Below are 15,931 nucleotides of genomic sequence, written 5' to 3' on the forward strand. Positions count from 1 at the left end.
ATGAAACGCCTTCCGCCCCTCCCCGCCCTGCACACCTTCCTCATCACCGCGCAGCATTGCAATTTCACCCGTGCCGCTCAGCAGTTGCATATCACCCAAGGCGCCGTCAGCCGGCAGATCGCTGGGTTGGAAGAACACCTGGGTTACGCCTTGTTCCAGCGCCAGGCCCGCGGCTTGACCCTTACGCGTGAGGGGCAGGACTGGTTGCCACGCGTTCAGCAGGTATTCGCCCTGATCGAACAAGGCGTGCGTGAGGTAGGTGGGCGCAGCACTACCCTGCAGCTCAAGGCGCCAACTTGTGTGATGCGCTGGTTGTTGCCGCGGCTGATGGAATGGCAGGCCCTGCGCCCGGACGTACCCGTGGAGCTGACCACCACCGTGCAGCATGGCGTGGACTTTCGCCGTGAAGGGTTCGATGCGGCGGTGGTCTATGGCAGCTTGCCCAATCACGGGCTGCGGGCGCTCAAGCTGTTCGATGAGCAGCTGACGCCCGTGTGTGCACCCTCGCTGCTGGCAGGCCCTGTACCGTTGAAGCAGATTGAAGACCTGGCGCGCCATATGCTGTTGCACCCCTCACGGGATGGGCACGACTGGCGCCTGTGGCTGCAGGTGGCCGGCGCGTCGTTCGAGCTGCACGGCCCTAAGCAGCATTTCGAGACCCTGGACATGGCCATGGCGATGGCGTCCCAAGGCACAGGGGTGGCCATTGGCGATTGGGCGCTGATTGGCGATGACCTGCGCGGCGGGCGCTTGTGCATGCCATTCGGCTTGAAGGTAAGCACCGGCAAGGGCTACTACCTGGTCAGCCAGGCCAAGAGCCTGCCAGCAGGGCTGGTCGAGCTGATGGACTGGCTGGCCGGGCGTGCCGAACAGTGACAGGTCGGTTCAGTAACCGACGGTGAAGCGTTGCCGCGAATGCGCCGGCTTCTCCAGTTCATCAATCATGGCGATGGCAAAGTCGGCAAAGGTGATCCAACTCTTGCCATCGGCACCAATCAGCAGATGATCCTTGCCCAAGGTGTAGTGCCCGGTGCGTTCCCCTTCGACGAATTCGGCCGACGGCGACAGGAAGGTCCAGTCCAGGTTCTGCTCCTGGCGCAGCGCCTCGAGAAAACGCCCACCCGCGCTGGCTTCGGCCTTGTAAGCCTCGGGGAAATCCGGGCTGTCGATGACCCGATGCCCGGAAGGCAGCAACAGGCTACCGGCGCCGCCCACCACCAACAGGCGCTTCACGCCCGCACGCTTGACCGGTTCGATGATCGCGTGCGGCGCGATGGTCGAAAAATGCGCCGCACTCAGCACCGCATCCATGCCGGCGACGGCCTTTTGCAGCGCCGCGCTGTCGTTGACATCAAGCGCCTGCACGGTAACCCCCCCACGCCCCTGCAGTGCTGAAGGGTCACGGGCGATGGCCAGCACACTGTGCCCCCGGCGCAGGGCTTCTTCCAGCAGTTGGCTGCCAGCGCGGCCGGTGGCACCGATGATTGCGATGTTGCTCATGAAGAACACTCCTTCAGCTGGATAGACTTAACAGTTGATCTCCCCCCAGCTTAGTTGCCCGATCCATGACAGATTTGTTGTGAACTGGCGCGCAAGCAGGCCGTGGCGGCAAGCGCCCGCCTGCAGTTGGCCTATGCTTGAGGTATCACCTGTTTTTGCAACAGGAGGTGAGCACCATGGGTATCAAGTCCAGAAGAGTCGCCCTTGTCATGGCCTTGACCGCCGTTGCCGGGCTTTACGGCTCCGCCTGCTGGCGTGCCGAGCTGCTACGCAGCCAGCCTAACGCGGCAGCGAGTTGCGAGCAGGCGCATTGCGTGCCGCACACTGCCACCTTGAGCGCCGTCCGTTGAGCTGAACGGCGCCACGCCGGTCACTCGTCGACGCTCATGTACTCCTTGGCCCAGCGGATGTAGTCCTCAGGCTGGGTGTAGGTGTGCGAGAGCTCGGTGGCGGTGAGGTTCTCCGACTTGTTCTGCTGGCCGCGTTGCAGCCGCAGGCAGTCGTAAGTGGCCTTGATCGCAGCGAAGTACGCGGCGTGGCCATCGACCACGATACGCACGCCCAGGCGCGCCAGGCGCTCGTCGTCACGCAGGTTGGGGTTGGCGTAGGTCACCAGCATCAAGGGCACGGTCAGGTGCTCGGCAATCTGCTCCAGTTGTTCGAAGTCCTTCACACCCACCATGCAGATACCGTCGGCACCGGCCTTCTGGTAGCTCTGCGTGCGCACGATGATCTCTTCGGTGCTGAGCACCCCGGCGTTGGTGCGGGCAATGATCGACAGCGACGAATCCACGCGTGCTTCCAGGGCTGCACGGATCTTGCCGACACCTTCGTCGACCGGGATCAGGTCGGTGGACTTGCGCCCGAACTGGGCCGGCAGCAGGGTGTCTTCGATGGTCAGCGCAGCCACGCCGGCGCGCTCCAACTCGATGACCGTGCGCATCACATTCAGCGCATTGCCGTAGCCATGGTCGGCATCGGCGAGCACCGGCAATTGGGCCACGCGGCCGATGCGGGTAGCCTGTTCGACGAATTCGCTCAGGGTGATCAAGGCGAAGTCTGGCGCAGCCAGCACCTGCAACGAAGCGACCGAGCCGCCGAGAATTCCAACCTCGAAACCCAGGTCGGCGGCAATACGCGCCGACATCGGGTCGAACACAGACGCTGTGTGGTAGCAGGAACCTGAAGCGAGCAGCTCGCGGAATGCAAAACGCAAATCTTGGTGGGAAGCCCTGGGCATGATCACTCCGCTTATACGTGAAATTGAACGGTTGCTACCGACCCCTGAATCGGGTCTACCTGACCTGTTCCAACCGTCGCCATCTGGGCGGTCATGCTCGACATGCAGGCAGAGGAATAAAAGGTGTGGGATACAGCGGCACCGAAATCCTGCGACATCTTGCTGCACCAAGCTGGTGCAAGCCCCGGATTTCAGCCCCTGCGGCTCATGCACGATATCACGCGGCCATGCACCACTGGATGAATGCGCCAATGCCGATCTTGCATAGGGGATGCAGATAGTACATAGGAAGCTACCTAAGTCGGGTTACAATCCGGCTATTCATGTCGGCCCCTGTGCGGGTAAAGCCGCTGCCACAGGCTCGCCACTGTTCTTACGGCCAGTGCTGAACCTGCGGCGGCGGCTTTACCCGTGAAGGGGCCGGAAAAGTCACCGCCATTAGACAAGGTGCTCCGTGACAGCTGCCCTGCCCCCCACCGCCCTGCGCAACGTACTCACCGCGTTGATGCTGGCCATCTTCCTAGGTGCCCTCGACCAGACCATCGTCGCCGTTTCCTTGCCGGCCATCTCCGCGCAGTTCAATGACGTCGGCTTGCTGGCGTGGGTGATCTCCGGGTACATGGTGGCGATGACCGTGGCGGTGCCGATCTACGGCAAGCTGGGTGATCTGTACGGGCGTCGGCGCATGATCCTCACCGGTATCAGCCTGTTCACCCTGGCTTCAATCGCCTGCGCCCTGGCCCAGGACATGCAGCAGCTGGTGCTGGCGCGCGTACTGCAGGGGGTCGGCGCGGGCGGTATGGTCTCGGTCAGCCAGGCGATCATCGGTGACTTCGTGCCACCGCGTGAGCGGGGCCGCTACCAGGGCTATTTCAGCAGCATGTACGCCGCAGCAAGCGTTGCCGGGCCCGTGCTGGGCGGCTGGCTGACCGAGTATCTGTCATGGCGCTGGGTATTCTGGATCAACCTGCCGCTGGGCCTGGTTGCACTGTGGGCGATCCACCGTGCCTTGAGTGGCCTGCCGGTGCAACGCCGCGAAGCACGGGTGGACTACCTGGGCGCCGTGTTGCTGATCGTTGGCCTGGGCAGCCTGTTGCTGGGCATTACCCTGGTCGGCCAAGGCCAGGCCTGGACCGCGCCCGCGGTCATGGGCCTGTTTGCCTGCGCCGGGCTTGGCACGGCCGTGTTCATCGCCCACGAACGCCGCTGCCAGGAACCCTTGCTGCCGCTAGGCCTGTTCGGTAACCGGGTTGCCGTGCTGTGCTGGGGGGTGATTTTCTTCGCCAGCTTCCAGTCTATTTCACTGACCATGCTGATGCCTCTGCGCTACCAGGGCATCACCGGCGCCGGCGCCGACAGTGCAGCGCTGCATCTGCTGCCCTTGGCCATTGGCCTGCCCATAGGGGCCTTTACCGGCGGGCGCATGACCAGCATCACGGGCCGCTACAAACCGCAGATCCTCGCCGGCGCGCTGCTGATGCCGGTCGCGGTCTTCGCCATGGCCATCACCCCGCCACAGTCGGCCCTGCTCAGTGCCGTGTTCATGCTGCTGACCGGCATCGCCTGCGGCCTGCAGTTCCCGACCTCGCTGGTGGGCACGCAGAGTGCGGTGGGCAGCAAGGACATCGGCGTGGCCACCAGCACCACCAACCTGTTCCGCTCACTGGGCGGGGCGATGGGCGTGGCGTGCATGTCCAGCCTACTGCTGGCGCTGTTGCACCAAGGCGGTTTCGAGTTGCAGGGTAACCCGTTGCTGGGCAGCCTGCAGGCCGGCGAAGCAGACCCGGCAACCCAGGCGCGGTTGCTGGCAACCTTCCGGCATCTGTTACTGGGCAGTGCGGCGGTGGCGTTGCTCGGCCTGGTGGCGGCCCTGGCATTACCGGACCGGCAATTGCGCGGGCGTGAGGGAGCAGCCTGAGGTATTAATCCCCCCTTAACATCAGGGGGAAACACTCCCTCACAATCCTTAACAAAGTGTCATTTGCGCAGGGCCGGGCTCAAGCGCAGCATATCCAGCCCGGTGTCGACCCATTTTTCGGCATCGCGCAGCAGCTCGAAGCTGTCCGGCAGCAACAACCAGCGCCCGATCAGGCCATCGACATAGGCAAACAGGGCCACGGCTGCGCGCTCTACATCCAGCTCGGCCGGCAATTGTTCGCGGCGTACGGCATTGGCCAGCGCCAGGTTGATGCCCACGTGGCAATCCAGTACAGCGCTCTGGCGCTGCTGGCGAATTTCACACATGTCATCGGTAAACTCGCACTTGTGATGCAGGATTTCGTTGATACGACGGGTACGGGCGTCCAGCACCAGCTCGTTGAACACTTGCAGCAGCAGCTTGCGCATGCACCCAAGCGGGTCGACTTCGTCCTCGCTTTCACTGGCACGCGCCAAGTGGTCATGGGTTTCGTGCAAGCTGTCGAGCAACGCCTGCACCAGCTCTGCCTTATTATTGAAATGCCAGTAGATCGCACCCCGAGTCACGCCCGCCAGCTCGGCGATGTCCGCCAGGGTGGTGCGCGCAACCCCGCGCTTGTAGAAGGCCTTTTCCGCTGCCTCGATGATTTGCGTGCGGGTTTCCTGGGCTTCTTCTTTGGTTCGACGGACCATGGCAGTACAACCTCATCTGGGCCCGCAGGCGCGTCGCGTGCAGGGAATCCGCCGGGGCCACACCTCTGCAGGGTGCTTCCCGGATTGGCTAATAAAAGGGCTGGGGTAGTAGCCAAGTACCACCCAACGGTATTTACAAACAACCATGAATGTAAGTATATTCGTTAGTAAGCTATTTATCCACCTGGTAGCATTTTTTCCGTCAAGACTCTTCCATTACCCTTGAGCATCTCCCAGCTCTAGCGATCCGAGGATCCTCATGCAATTCAAGCCAGCCGTTACCGCTCTGGTTTCCGCCGTCGCCCTGGCAACCCTGCTCAGTGGCTGCAAGAAAGAAGAAGCCGCGCCCGCAGCACAGGCTCCTCAGGTCGGCGTAGTGACCATCCAGCCCCAAGCCTTCACCTTGACCTCGGAACTGCCGGGGCGCACCAGCGCGTTCCGCGTCGCTGAAGTCCGCCCACAGGTCAATGGCATCATCCTCAAGCGCCTGTTCAAGGAAGGCAGCGAGGTCAAGGAAGGCCAGCAGCTGTACCAGATCGACCCTGCCGTGTACGAGGCCAACCTGGCCAACGCCCAGGCCAACCTGCAAGCTACCCGCTCGCTGGCCGAGCGCTACAAGCAGCTGATCGACGAACAGGCGGTGTCCAAGCAGGAATACGACGACGCCAATGCCAAACGATTGCAGGCCGATGCGTCGCTCAAAAGCGCCCAGATCGACCTGCGCTACACCAAGGTACTGGCGCCGATCAGCGGTCGCATCGGTCGCTCGTCGTTCACCGAAGGCGCACTGGTGAGCAATGGCCAGACCAACGCCATGGCCACCATCCAGCAGCTCGACCCGATCTACGTCGACGTCACCCAGTCCACCGCTGAGCTGCTCAAGCTGCGCCGTGAGCTGGAAAGCGGCCAACTGCAGAAGTCCGGCGCCAACACCGCATCGGTTCAGTTGGTACTGGAAGACGGCAGCCTGTTCAAACAGGAAGGTCGCCTGGAGTTCTCCGAAGTTGCGGTCGACGAGACCACCGGCTCGGTGACCCTGCGCGCCATTTTCCCCAACCCGGACCACACCCTGCTGCCAGGCATGTTCGTGCATGCGCGGCTCAAGGCCGGGGTCAACAGCCAAGCTATCCTGGCCCCGCAGCAAGGCGTCACCCGTGACCTCAAGGGTGCACCAACCGCGCTGGTGGTCAACCAGGAGAACAAGGTCGAACTGCGCCAGCTCAAGGCCAGCCGCACCCTGGGCAGCGACTGGCTGATCGAGGAAGGCCTGAACCCGGGCGACCGCCTGATCACCGAAGGCCTGCAGTACGTGCGCCCTGGTGTCGAGGTCAAGGTCAGCGATGCCACCAACGTCAAGAAGCCAGGCAACCCTGATCAGGCCAACGCGGCCAAAGCAGACGCCAAAGCGGAGTAAACCATGTCGAAGTTCTTTATCGATCGCCCGATCTTCGCCTGGGTGATTGCCTTGGTGATCATGCTGGTCGGCGCCTTGTCGATCCTGAAGCTGCCGATCAACCAGTACCCAAGCATCGCGCCGCCGGCCATCGCCATCGCCGTGACCTACCCGGGCGCTTCGGCGCAGACCGTGCAGGACACCGTGGTGCAGGTGATCGAGCAGCAGCTCAACGGTATCGACAACCTGCGCTATGTGTCTTCGGAGAGTAACTCCGACGGCAGCATGACCATCACGGCCACCTTCGAGCAAGGCACCAATGCCGACACCGCGCAGGTACAGGTACAGAACAAGCTGAACCTGGCCACCCCGCTGCTGCCGCAAGAGGTGCAGCAGCAAGGTATCCGCGTGACCAAGGCAGTGAAGAACTTCCTGCTGGTGATCGGCCTGGTGTCCGAAGACGGCAGCATGACCAAGGATGACTTGGCCAACTACATCGTCTCCAACATGCAAGACCCGATCTCGCGGACCGCCGGTGTAGGTGACTTCCAGGTGTTCGGTGCCCAGTACGCCATGCGTATCTGGCTGGATCCGGCCAAGCTGAACAAGTTCCAGCTGACCCCGGTCGACGTCAAGACCGCAGTTGCCGCGCAGAACGTGCAGGTATCGTCCGGCCAGCTCGGCGGCCTCCCTGCACTGCCGGGCACCCAGCTCAACGCGACCATCATCGGCAAGACCCGCCTGCAGACCGCCGAGCAGTTCGAGAAGATTCTGCTCAAGGTCAACAAGGACGGTTCGCAAGTGCGCCTGGGTGATGTCGCCCAGGTAGGCCTGGGTGGCGAGAACTACGCCGTCAGCGCCCAGTTCAACGGCAAGCCGGCATCCGGCCTGGCGGTCAAGCTGGCGACCGGGGCCAACGCCCTGGACACCGCCAAGGCGCTGCGCCAGACCATCAGCGACCTGGAACCGTTCTTCCCGCCTGGGGTGAAAGCGGTATTCCCGTATGACACCACCCCGGTGGTCACCGAATCGATCAGCGGGGTAATCCACACCCTGATCGAAGCCGTGGTCCTGGTGTTCCTGGTGATGTACCTGTTCCTGCAGAACTTCCGCGCCACCATCATTACCACCATGACCGTACCGGTGGTATTGCTGGGTACCTTCGGCATCCTTGCCGCTGCGGGCTTCAGCATCAACACCCTGACCATGTTCGCCATGGTCCTGGCCATCGGCTTGCTGGTGGACGACGCCATCGTCGTGGTGGAAAACGTCGAACGGGTGATGTCCGAGGAAGGCTTGCCGCCCAAGGAGGCGACCAAGCGCTCGATGGAGCAGATCCAGGGCGCCCTGGTGGGTATCGCCCTGGTGCTGTCGGCGGTACTGCTGCCGATGGCCTTCTTCGGCGGCTCCACGGGTGTGATCTACCGGCAGTTCTCCATCACCATCGTCTCGGCCATGGGCCTGTCGGTGCTGGTGGCGCTGATCTTCACCCCGGCGCTGTGCGCCACCATGCTCAAGCCGCTGAAGAAGGGCGAGCACCATGTGGCCAAGGGCGGTTTCTTCGGCTGGTTCAACCGCAACTTCGACCGCAGCGTAAACGGCTACGAGCGCAGCGTCGGTACCATCTTGCGCAACAAGGTGCCGTTCCTGCTCGCCTATGCCCTGATCGTGGTCGGCATGATCTGGCTGTTCGCCCGTATTCCAACGGCGTTCCTGCCTGAGGAAGACCAGGGCGTACTGTTCGCCCAGGTGCAAACCCCGGCAGGCTCCAGTGCCGAGCGCACTCAGGTGGTGGTCGACCAGATGCGTGAATACCTGCTCAAAGACGAAGCAGACACCGTATCGTCGGTGTTCACCGTCAACGGTTTCAACTTCGCCGGCCGCGGCCAGAGCTCCGGTATGGCGTTCATCATGCTCAAGCCGTGGGGCGAGCGGTCCAAGGAGAACAGTGTGTTCGCCCTGGCTGAGCGCGCCCAGCAGCACTTCTTTACCTTCCGCGATGCGATGGTGTTCGCCTTCGCGCCGCCTGCCGTACTCGAACTGGGTAACGCCACCGGCTTCGACGTGTTCCTGCAGGACCGCGGCGGTGTCGGCCATGCCAAACTCATGGAAGCACGCAACCAGTTCCTGGCCAAAGCGGCACAAAGCAAGGTGCTCAGTGCCGTGCGCCCGAACGGCCTGAACGATGAGCCGCAGTACCAGCTGACCATCGATGACGAACGTGCCAGCGCCCTGGGCGTGACCATCGCCGACATCAACAACACCCTGTCGATTGCCCTGGGTGCCAGCTACGTCAACGACTTTATCGACCGCGGCCGGGTCAAGAAGGTGTACATCCAGGGTGAACCAAACGCCCGTATGAGCCCTGAAGACCTGCAGAAGTGGTACGTGCGCAACGGTGCTGGCGAGATGGTGCCGTTCTCCTCGTTCGCCAAAGGCGAGTGGACCTACGGTTCGCCCAAGCTCTCCCGTTACAACGGCGTCGAGGCGATGGAAATCCTCGGTGCACCGGCCCCGGGCTACAGTACCGGTGACGCCATGGCCGAGGTGGAGCGTATCGCGGGCGAGTTGCCGGACGGTATCGGCTTCTCCTGGACCGGCATGTCCTACGAGGAAAAACTCTCCGGCTCGCAAATGCCGGCGCTGTTCGCCCTCTCGGTACTGTTCGTGTTCCTCTGCCTGGCAGCACTGTATGAAAGCTGGTCGATCCCGATCGCCGTCGTGCTGGTAGTACCGCTGGGTATCATCGGTGCGCTGATTGCCACCAGCCTGCGCGGGTTGTCCAACGACGTGTACTTCCTGGTGGGCCTGTTGACCACCATCGGCCTGGCGGCGAAAAACGCCATCCTGATCGTCGAATTCGCCAAGGAACTGCATGAGCAAGGCAGCAGCCTGTACGACGCAGCGATCGAGGCGTGCCGCATGCGTCTGCGCCCGATCATCATGACCTCGCTGGCGTTCATCCTCGGCGTGGTACCGTTGACCATCGCCAGCGGCGCCGGCGCGGGCAGCCAGCACGCCATCGGCACCGGCGTGATCGGCGGCATGATCAGCGCAACCATCCTGGCAATCTTCTGGGTACCGCTATTCTTCGTCGCAGTGTCGTCGCTGTTCGGCAGCAAAGAGCCGAAAAAAGACGCCACCCCTGAAACTCCACGTTATGAGGCTGGGCAATGACCAAGTCTTTGTTGTCCCTGGCGGTAACCGCTTTCATTCTTGGCGGCTGCTCGCTGATCCCTGATTACCAGACCCCGGAAACCCCGGTGGCCCAGCAGTGGCCGCAAGGCCCTGCATACTCGCCGACCCAGTCGGCCGACGTGGCCGCCGCTGAACAGGGCTGGCGCCAGTTCTTCCAGGACCCGGCACTGCAGCAGCTGATCCAGACCTCGCTGGTGAACAACCGCGACCTGCGCGTCGCGGCGCTGAACCTGGACGCCTACCGCGCCCAGTACCGCATCCAGCGTGCCGACCTGTTCCCGGCGGTTTCGGCCACCGGCAGCGGCAGCCGCCAGCGCGTGCCGGCCAACATGTCGACCACCGGCGAATCCAACATCACCAGCCAGTACTCGGCCACCCTGGGCGTCAGCGCCTATGAGCTGGACCTGTTCGGCCGCGTACGCAGCCTGACCGAGCAGGCCCTGGAGACCTACCTGTCCAGTGAGCAGGCGCGCCGTTCCACGCAGATCGCCCTGGTGGCCAGCGTGGCCAACGCCTACTACACCTGGCAGGCCGACCAGGCGCTGTTCAAGCTGACCGAAGACACCCTCAAGACCTATGAGGAAAGCTACAACCTCACCCGCCGCAGCAACGAGGTAGGTGTGGCGTCGGCGCTGGACCTGAGCCAGGCACGCACCGCCGTGGAAGGCGCCCGGGTCAAGTACTCACAGTACCAGCGCCTGGTCGCCCAGGACGTCAACAGCCTGGCCGTGCTGCTCGGCACCGGCGTGCCGGCCAACCTGCCGGCCCCGCTGAAACTCGATGCCGACCAGTTGGCCGAGGTTCCGGCGGGCCTGCCCTCCGACCTGCTGACCCGCCGCCCGGACATCCAGGAAGCGGAGCACCTGCTGAAAGCTGCCAATGCCAACATCGGCGCTGCGCGTGCTGCGTTCTTCCCGAGCATCAGCCTGACCGCCAACGCGGGTACCCTGAGCCCGGACATGGACGGGCTGTTCAAGGGCGGTTCGGGTACCTGGCTGTTCCAGCCGCAGATCAACCTGCCGATCTTCAACGCCGGCAGCCTGAAGGCCAGCCTGGACTATTCGAAGATTCAGAAGGACATCAACGTCGCCAAGTACGAAAAGACCATCCAGACCGCCTTCCAGGAAGTCTCCGATGGCCTGGCGGCGCGCAAGACCTTCGAAGAGCAGTTGCAGGCGCAACGTGACCTGGTGCAAGCGAACCAGGACTACTACCGCCTGGCTGAACGCCGTTACCGCATCGGCATCGACAGCAACCTGACCTTCCTCGACGCCCAGCGCAACCTGTTCAGCGCCCAGCAGGCACTGATCACCGATCGCCTGTCGCAGCTGACCAGCGAGGTCAACTTGTACAAGGCGCTGGGTGGCGGCTGGTACGAGCGGACCGGCCAAGCCAATCAGCAGGCCTCGGTGAATACACCGAAGGGCTGACCCAACGGCTGCGACCTCAAGCCCACCCTCGCGGTGGGCTTTTTTTTGCCACCATAAAAAATTAACCAACCGGAACATTCCGTTCGATTATCGCCCGCTACCGTGTGCGACGAATTGCCTCGCCCCTTCCCTTCCCCGCACCATCGCACCCAGCAACGTTACCCACGTTCATCAAAAAAGACCGCCCTGCAGGCCGCATCCTGCAGCACAGCGGTTCGCCAATAAAAACAAGAGATCCACGACAGATGAGCACTTCGCACCCCGCACGCCAGCTGCTGCCCGGCCTGTTGGCCATGTCCTGCGCGTTCCACGCGTTTGCCGCCGAAGGCGGTTTCATGGAGGACGCCAAAGCCAGCCTCAACCTGCGCAACTTCTACATCAACCGCAACTTCGTCGACCCGGCCCACCCCCAGGCCAAAGGCGAAGAATGGACGCAAAGCTTCATCCTCGATGCCCGCTCCGGTTTCACCCAGGGCACCGTGGGTTTCGGCGTGGACGTACTGGGTTTGTACTCGGTCAAGCTCGATGGCGGTAAAGGCACCACCAATACCCACCTGCTGCCGGTACACGACGATGGCCGCCCCGCCGACGACTTCGGCCGGCTGGGCGTGGCACTGAAAGCCAAGCTGTCGCAAACCGAATTGAAAGTCGGTGAATGGATGCCGGTGTTGCCGATCCTGCGCTCGGATGACGGCCGCTCACTGCCGCAGACCTTCCGCGGCGGCCAGCTTACCTCGAAGGAAATCGACGGCCTGACCCTGTACGCCGGCCAGTTCCGCGGCAACAGCCCGCGCAACGATGCCAGCATGGAAGACATGTCGCTCAACGGCCGTGCGGCCTTCACCTCCGACCGCTTCAATTTCGGCGGCGGTGAGTACACCTTCAACGACAAGCGCACCATGATCGGCTTGTGGGATGCCCAGCTCAAGGACATCTACCGCCAGCAATACCTCAACCTGGTGCACAGCCAGCCACTCGGCGAATGGACACTGGGCGCCAACCTCGGCTATTTCATCGGCAAGGAAGATGGCGCCGAACGCGCCGGCCAACTCGACAACCGCACCGCTTCGGCGATGCTCTCGGCGCGCTACAAAGGCAACACTTTCTACGTCGGTTTGCAGAAAGTCAGCGGCGACGATGCCTGGCTGCGGGTCAACGGCACCAGCGGTGGCACCTTGGCCAACGACAGTTACAACTCGAGCTTCGACAACGCCAAGGAACGCTCCTGGCAGGTGCGCCACGACTTCAACTTCGTCAGTGTCGGTATCCCTGGGCTGACGCTGATGAACCGCTATATCAAGGGTGACAATGTCACCGCGGGCGGTGTTGACGATGGCAAGGAATGGGCCCGGGAGACCGAACTGGCCTATGTGGTGCAATCGGGTTCGTTCAAGGATTTATCGGTGAAATGGCGCAACTCGACCATGCGCCGCGACTTCAGCACCAACTCGTTCGACGAGAACCGGTTGATTGTGAGTTATCCGCTGAATCTGCTCTGACTTTACCGGCCTCTTCGCGGGCAAGCCCGCTCCTACAGGGATTGCGCTCACTCCAAGTCTGCGCATTTCCTGTAGGAGCGGGCTTGCCCGCGAAGAGGCGGGCAAACCCTAAAATAACTTTATCGAATAACAACCTACATAATCCTTCATTGACGACATATGCGGTAACAGCTTAAATCGACGTCCGATCCGCCGCAGAGCCTCGACATGGACCTTCGCCAACTGCGCTACTTCATTGCCCTCACCGAGTACCGCAGTTTCGTCCGTGCCGCCGAAGCCATGGGTATCACCCAGCCCGCGTTCAGCCGTGCTATCCAGGGCCTGGAGCAGACTTTCGGCTGCCCGTTGGTCGACCGCGCCAGCAAGGCACTGCCACCGACGCCTGAAGGGCTGGTGGTGCTGCAACACGCCCGGCGCCTGGTACAGGGCGCCGCGCAGTTGAGCAACGAAGTGCTGCAGATGACCAAGCTCGACGCCGGCGAACTGCATTTCGGCAGCGGCCCGGCCCTGGCCGTGCGCCTGGTGCCTGAAGCGTTGCGGCATTTCATCGGTACCCACCCTGGCATCCGCACCGCGCTGCTGGTCGATAATGCCGAACGCCTCGGCCAGGCCCTGCGCCGTGAACAGATCGAATTCTTTGTCGATGACATCCGCCCGTTCGAAGCCGACGCCAACTTCCACACCGAACCGCTCAGCCCGCGCCCGGGGCTGTTCTTCTGCCGCCCCGGGCATCCGCTGCTGGCAAAGGACAGCTTGTCGACCAACGACCTGTTCGCCTACCCCCTGGCCAGCGCTCTGCTCGCCCCCGGAGTCCGCAAGCGCCTGGCCAACCTCAGTGGGCGCAGCGACTTCACCCCGCACCTGCAGACCGAACACCTGGCGGTGCTGCGCAGCGTGGTGCAAGCCACCGATGCCATCGGCACCGCCAGCGAGGAAGCCGTGGCCGACGACCTGGCCGCAGGGCGCCTGGTGCGCCTGCACTGGCGCAACCTGCCGCCGGCTCTGGAGGTGCTGAGTGTCCGCTGCGGTGTGGTCAGCCGTAGCGGCTACCGCCTGTCACCGGCCGCACGGGCGATGATCGAGACCCTGGTTGGGCTGGATGCGCCCGTGCGCAGTGCTGCCATTCGCTGAACGGATGATGATGGTGAGCTTCGCGCTATTCTGATCAGTATTGGCCTCTTCGCGCCCACGCTGCGGGAGCGGGCCTGCCGGCACAGCCAGCACAACTGAACAGGTAAACCAGGGAGGAACAACAATGAAAAACCTCGTCGAACACCTGAGCCAATACGCCAATTACCACCGCGACCCGCGCAACATCGGCACGCATTTCATCGGCATTCCGCTGATCGTGGTGGCAGTGACCGTCTTGCTGTCGCGCCCGGGCTGGGACGTGGCGGGCATGTGGCTGTCCCCTGCCCTGCTGGCGGCGGCGGCCGCAGTGTGGTTCTACCTGCGCCTGGACCTGCGCTTCGGGTTGGTCATGGGCCTGCTGCTGGGCCTGTGCCTGTGGCTTGGCCAAGTGCTGGCGGTGCAAACCACCGCGCTGTGGCTCAGCGCCGGGCTGGGGGCGTTCGTGGTGGGCTGGATCATCCAGTTCGTCGGGCATCATTACGAAGGCCGCAAACCGGCGTTCGTCGACGACATCAGCGGGTTGATCATCGGCCCGCTGTTCGTGGTGGCGGAAGCGGCATTCATGCTGGGCTTGTGCCCGGAGCTCAAACGCGCCGTGGAGGCCAATGCCGGCCCGGTGGCGCTGCGGCACAAGAAGGCAGCCATCTAGTCGTCACTGGCCTCATCGTTGGCAGCGCTGCAATCCCTGTGGGAGCCGGCTTGCCGGCGATGAGGCCGGTGCAGTCAATCGTGCTGGCGAGACTCTACCCCCAACTCGTCCCACACCGACTCGGCCAGGTGGAACGTGGCATTGGCCGCCGGAATGCCGCAGTAGATCGCGCTTTGCATCAGCACTTCCTTGATCTCGTCACGCGTCACGCCGTTGTTGGCGGCGGCGCGCAAATGCAGCTTGAGCTCATCGTTGCGGTTCATGCCGATCAGCATGGCGATGGTGATCAGGCTGCGGGTGTGCCGCGGCAGGCCCGGGCGGGTCCAGATATCGCCCCAGGCATGCCGGGTGATCATCTCCTGGAACTCGCCGTTGAAGTCATTGAGCTTCTCCAGGCTGCGGTCCACGTGCGCATCGCCCAGTACCGCGCGGCGTACCTGCATACCGGCGTCGTAACGTTGTTTCTCATCCATGGCGTAATCCTCAGCGAGCCAGCAGGAAGTCGAGCACGCGGCGGCTGAACGCCTCGCCGATTTCGACGTTGGACAGGTGCGCGGCCGGGAACTCGGCGTAGGTAGCACCGATGATGGCGGCCTGCATGAAGCGACCATGCTCCGGCGTGGTCACCACGTCTTCGCTGCCGGCGACGATCAGCGTTGGCACCTGGACACGGCCCAGTTGCTCGCGGAAATCGGCATCGCGCACGGCCGCGCAGTTGCCGGCGTAGCCTTCAGGGGAAGTTTGCGCAAGCATCTGGCAGATGCGCTGCGCCTGCTCAGGCTGAGCCTCGGCAAACGCGGGGGTGAACCAGCGGGCGATGGAGGCATCGCGCAGGTCGGCCATGGCTTGCTGGCCGCCCTTGAGCACGGTGTCGATACGGGTGTTCCACACCTCGTCATTGGCGATCTTCGCCGCAGTGTTGCACAGGGTCAGGCTGTGCAGGCGATCGCCCGCATTGATGCCCAGCCACTGGCCGATCAGGCCGCCCATCGACAGGCCGACGAAGTGCGCGTGGGCGATATCCAGCGCATCCAGCAACGCCAGCACGTCGCGGCCCAGCTGTTCGATGCTGTAAGGGCCCTGGGTGACCAGCGAAGCGCCGTGCCCACGGGTGTCGTAACGCAGCACCCGGAAGTGCTCGCTCCACATCGGGATCTGGCTGTCCCACATGCCAAGGTCGGTACCCAGCGAGTTGGACAGCACCAGCACCGGGGCATCGTCCGGGCCATCGAGTCGATAGTTCAATACGCCATCGGCCAGTTGCAATTGCGCCACAGCGGT

14 protein-coding genes are annotated in these 15,931 nt (G+C 63.2%); 9 read left to right on the plus strand and 5 right to left on the minus strand.

Annotated features, from left to right (window positions below; all coding sequences use genetic code 11):
* Positions 1 to 876, plus strand: a complete 876-nt coding sequence (locus ABEH27_RS15890) for a LysR substrate-binding domain-containing protein (RefSeq protein ID WP_346614513.1) — start codon at positions 1 to 3, stop codon at positions 874 to 876.
* Positions 877 to 885: 9 nt separating this feature from the next.
* On the opposite strand, the gene ABEH27_RS15895 is transcribed toward ABEH27_RS15890, so the two are convergent.
* Entirely contained in the window at positions 886 to 1,500 is a 615-nt protein-coding gene (locus tag ABEH27_RS15895) for an NAD(P)-dependent oxidoreductase (RefSeq protein ID WP_346614514.1), read from the minus strand.
* A gap of 176 nt (positions 1,501 to 1,676) precedes the next feature.
* Between ABEH27_RS15895 and ABEH27_RS15900 the strand changes: the two genes are divergently transcribed.
* Entirely contained in the window at positions 1,677 to 1,850 is a 174-nt protein-coding gene (locus ABEH27_RS15900) for a hypothetical protein (RefSeq protein WP_346614515.1), read from the plus strand.
* Between the two features lie 20 nt (positions 1,851 to 1,870).
* Here the strand turns inward: ABEH27_RS15900 and ABEH27_RS15905 are convergent, their stop codons facing one another.
* The gene (locus tag ABEH27_RS15905) at positions 1,871 to 2,740 is read right to left on the minus strand and encodes an oxaloacetate decarboxylase (RefSeq protein ID WP_346614516.1); all 870 of its coding nucleotides are present in this window, start codon (positions 2,738 to 2,740) and stop codon (positions 1,871 to 1,873) included.
* A 454-nt stretch (positions 2,741 to 3,194) separates the two neighbouring features.
* Between ABEH27_RS15905 and ABEH27_RS15910 the strand changes: the two genes are divergently transcribed.
* Positions 3,195 to 4,658: an MDR family MFS transporter gene (locus ABEH27_RS15910; RefSeq protein WP_346614517.1), complete on the plus strand. Its 1,464-nt coding sequence runs from the start codon at positions 3,195 to 3,197 to the stop codon at positions 4,656 to 4,658.
* A gap of 59 nt (positions 4,659 to 4,717) precedes the next feature.
* Here the strand turns inward: ABEH27_RS15910 and ttgR are convergent, their stop codons facing one another.
* Positions 4,718 to 5,350 (minus strand): efflux transport transcriptional regulator TtgR, encoded by a 633-nt coding sequence (ttgR, locus tag ABEH27_RS15915; protein WP_346614518.1) that lies wholly within the window; start codon positions 5,348 to 5,350, stop codon positions 4,718 to 4,720.
* A gap of 259 nt (positions 5,351 to 5,609) precedes the next feature.
* On the opposite strand from ttgR, the gene ttgA reads away from it, so the two are divergent.
* From ttgA to ABEH27_RS15945, 6 genes are all read left to right on the plus strand, one after another.
* Positions 5,610 to 6,764: a toluene efflux RND transporter periplasmic adaptor subunit TtgA gene (gene ttgA / locus ABEH27_RS15920; protein ID WP_346614519.1), complete on the plus strand. Its 1,155-nt coding sequence runs from the start codon at positions 5,610 to 5,612 to the stop codon at positions 6,762 to 6,764.
* A 3-nt stretch (positions 6,765 to 6,767) separates the two neighbouring features.
* Entirely contained in the window at positions 6,768 to 9,920 is a 3,153-nt protein-coding gene (gene ttgB / locus ABEH27_RS15925; protein WP_346614520.1) for a multidrug efflux RND transporter permease subunit TtgB, read from the plus strand.
* Positions 9,917 to 11,371, plus strand: coding sequence for an AdeC/AdeK/OprM family multidrug efflux complex outer membrane factor (locus ABEH27_RS15930; RefSeq protein WP_346614521.1), 1,455 nt, complete (start codon positions 9,917 to 9,919; stop codon positions 11,369 to 11,371). The genes ttgB and ABEH27_RS15930 overlap by 4 nt, the downstream gene beginning before the upstream one ends.
* A 245-nt stretch (positions 11,372 to 11,616) precedes the next feature.
* On the plus strand, positions 11,617 to 12,870 hold the full coding sequence (locus ABEH27_RS15935) for an OprD family porin (RefSeq protein ID WP_346614522.1): 1,254 nt from the start codon (positions 11,617 to 11,619) through the stop codon (positions 12,868 to 12,870).
* A gap of 207 nt (positions 12,871 to 13,077) precedes the next feature.
* Positions 13,078 to 14,001, plus strand: a complete 924-nt coding sequence (locus ABEH27_RS15940) for a LysR family transcriptional regulator (protein WP_346614523.1) — start codon at positions 13,078 to 13,080, stop codon at positions 13,999 to 14,001.
* Between the two features lie 124 nt (positions 14,002 to 14,125).
* Entirely contained in the window at positions 14,126 to 14,650 is a 525-nt protein-coding gene (locus tag ABEH27_RS15945; protein ID WP_346614524.1) for an Mpo1-like protein, read from the plus strand.
* Between the two features lie 74 nt (positions 14,651 to 14,724).
* Here the strand turns inward: ABEH27_RS15945 and pcaC are convergent, their stop codons facing one another.
* The gene (pcaC, locus tag ABEH27_RS15950; protein WP_346614525.1) at positions 14,725 to 15,123 is read right to left on the minus strand and encodes a 4-carboxymuconolactone decarboxylase; all 399 of its coding nucleotides are present in this window, start codon (positions 15,121 to 15,123) and stop codon (positions 14,725 to 14,727) included.
* Between the two features lie 10 nt (positions 15,124 to 15,133).
* Entirely contained in the window at positions 15,134 to 15,925 is a 792-nt protein-coding gene (pcaD, locus tag ABEH27_RS15955; protein WP_346614526.1) for a 3-oxoadipate enol-lactonase, read from the minus strand.
* Positions 15,926 to 15,931: the final 6 nt, after the last annotated feature.

This window comes from Pseudomonas sp. P39-UII1 (genome assembly GCF_039672635.1).
Lineage (GTDB): Bacteria > Pseudomonadota > Gammaproteobacteria > Pseudomonadales > Pseudomonadaceae > Aquipseudomonas.

Bases quoted from the DNA above. Each gene is read 5' to 3' on its own strand.
- ABEH27_RS15900 (WP_346614515.1), top strand. From the start codon at position 1,677: ATGGGTATCAAGTCCAGAAGAGTCGCCCTTGTCATGGCCTTGACCGCC.
- ABEH27_RS15895 (WP_346614514.1), bottom strand. From the start codon at position 1,500: ATGAGCAACATCGCAATCATCGGTGCCACCGGCCGCGCTGGCAGCCAA.
- ABEH27_RS15930 (WP_346614521.1), top strand. From the start codon at position 9,917: ATGACCAAGTCTTTGTTGTCCCTGGCGGTAACCGCTTTCATTCTTGGC.
- ABEH27_RS15905 (WP_346614516.1), bottom strand. From the start codon at position 2,740: ATGCCCAGGGCTTCCCACCAAGATTTGCGTTTTGCATTCCGCGAGCTG.
- ABEH27_RS15890 (WP_346614513.1), top strand. From the start codon at position 1: ATGAAACGCCTTCCGCCCCTCCCCGCCCTGCACACCTTCCTCATCACC.
- ABEH27_RS15935 (WP_346614522.1), top strand. From the start codon at position 11,617: ATGAGCACTTCGCACCCCGCACGCCAGCTGCTGCCCGGCCTGTTGGCC.
- pcaC (WP_346614525.1), bottom strand. From the start codon at position 15,123: ATGGATGAGAAACAACGTTACGACGCCGGTATGCAGGTACGCCGCGCG.
- ttgB (WP_346614520.1), top strand. From the start codon at position 6,768: ATGTCGAAGTTCTTTATCGATCGCCCGATCTTCGCCTGGGTGATTGCC.
- ttgA (WP_346614519.1), top strand. From the start codon at position 5,610: ATGCAATTCAAGCCAGCCGTTACCGCTCTGGTTTCCGCCGTCGCCCTG.
- ABEH27_RS15940 (WP_346614523.1), top strand. From the start codon at position 13,078: ATGGACCTTCGCCAACTGCGCTACTTCATTGCCCTCACCGAGTACCGC.
- ttgR (WP_346614518.1), bottom strand. From the start codon at position 5,350: ATGGTCCGTCGAACCAAAGAAGAAGCCCAGGAAACCCGCACGCAAATC.
- ABEH27_RS15945 (WP_346614524.1), top strand. From the start codon at position 14,126: ATGAAAAACCTCGTCGAACACCTGAGCCAATACGCCAATTACCACCGC.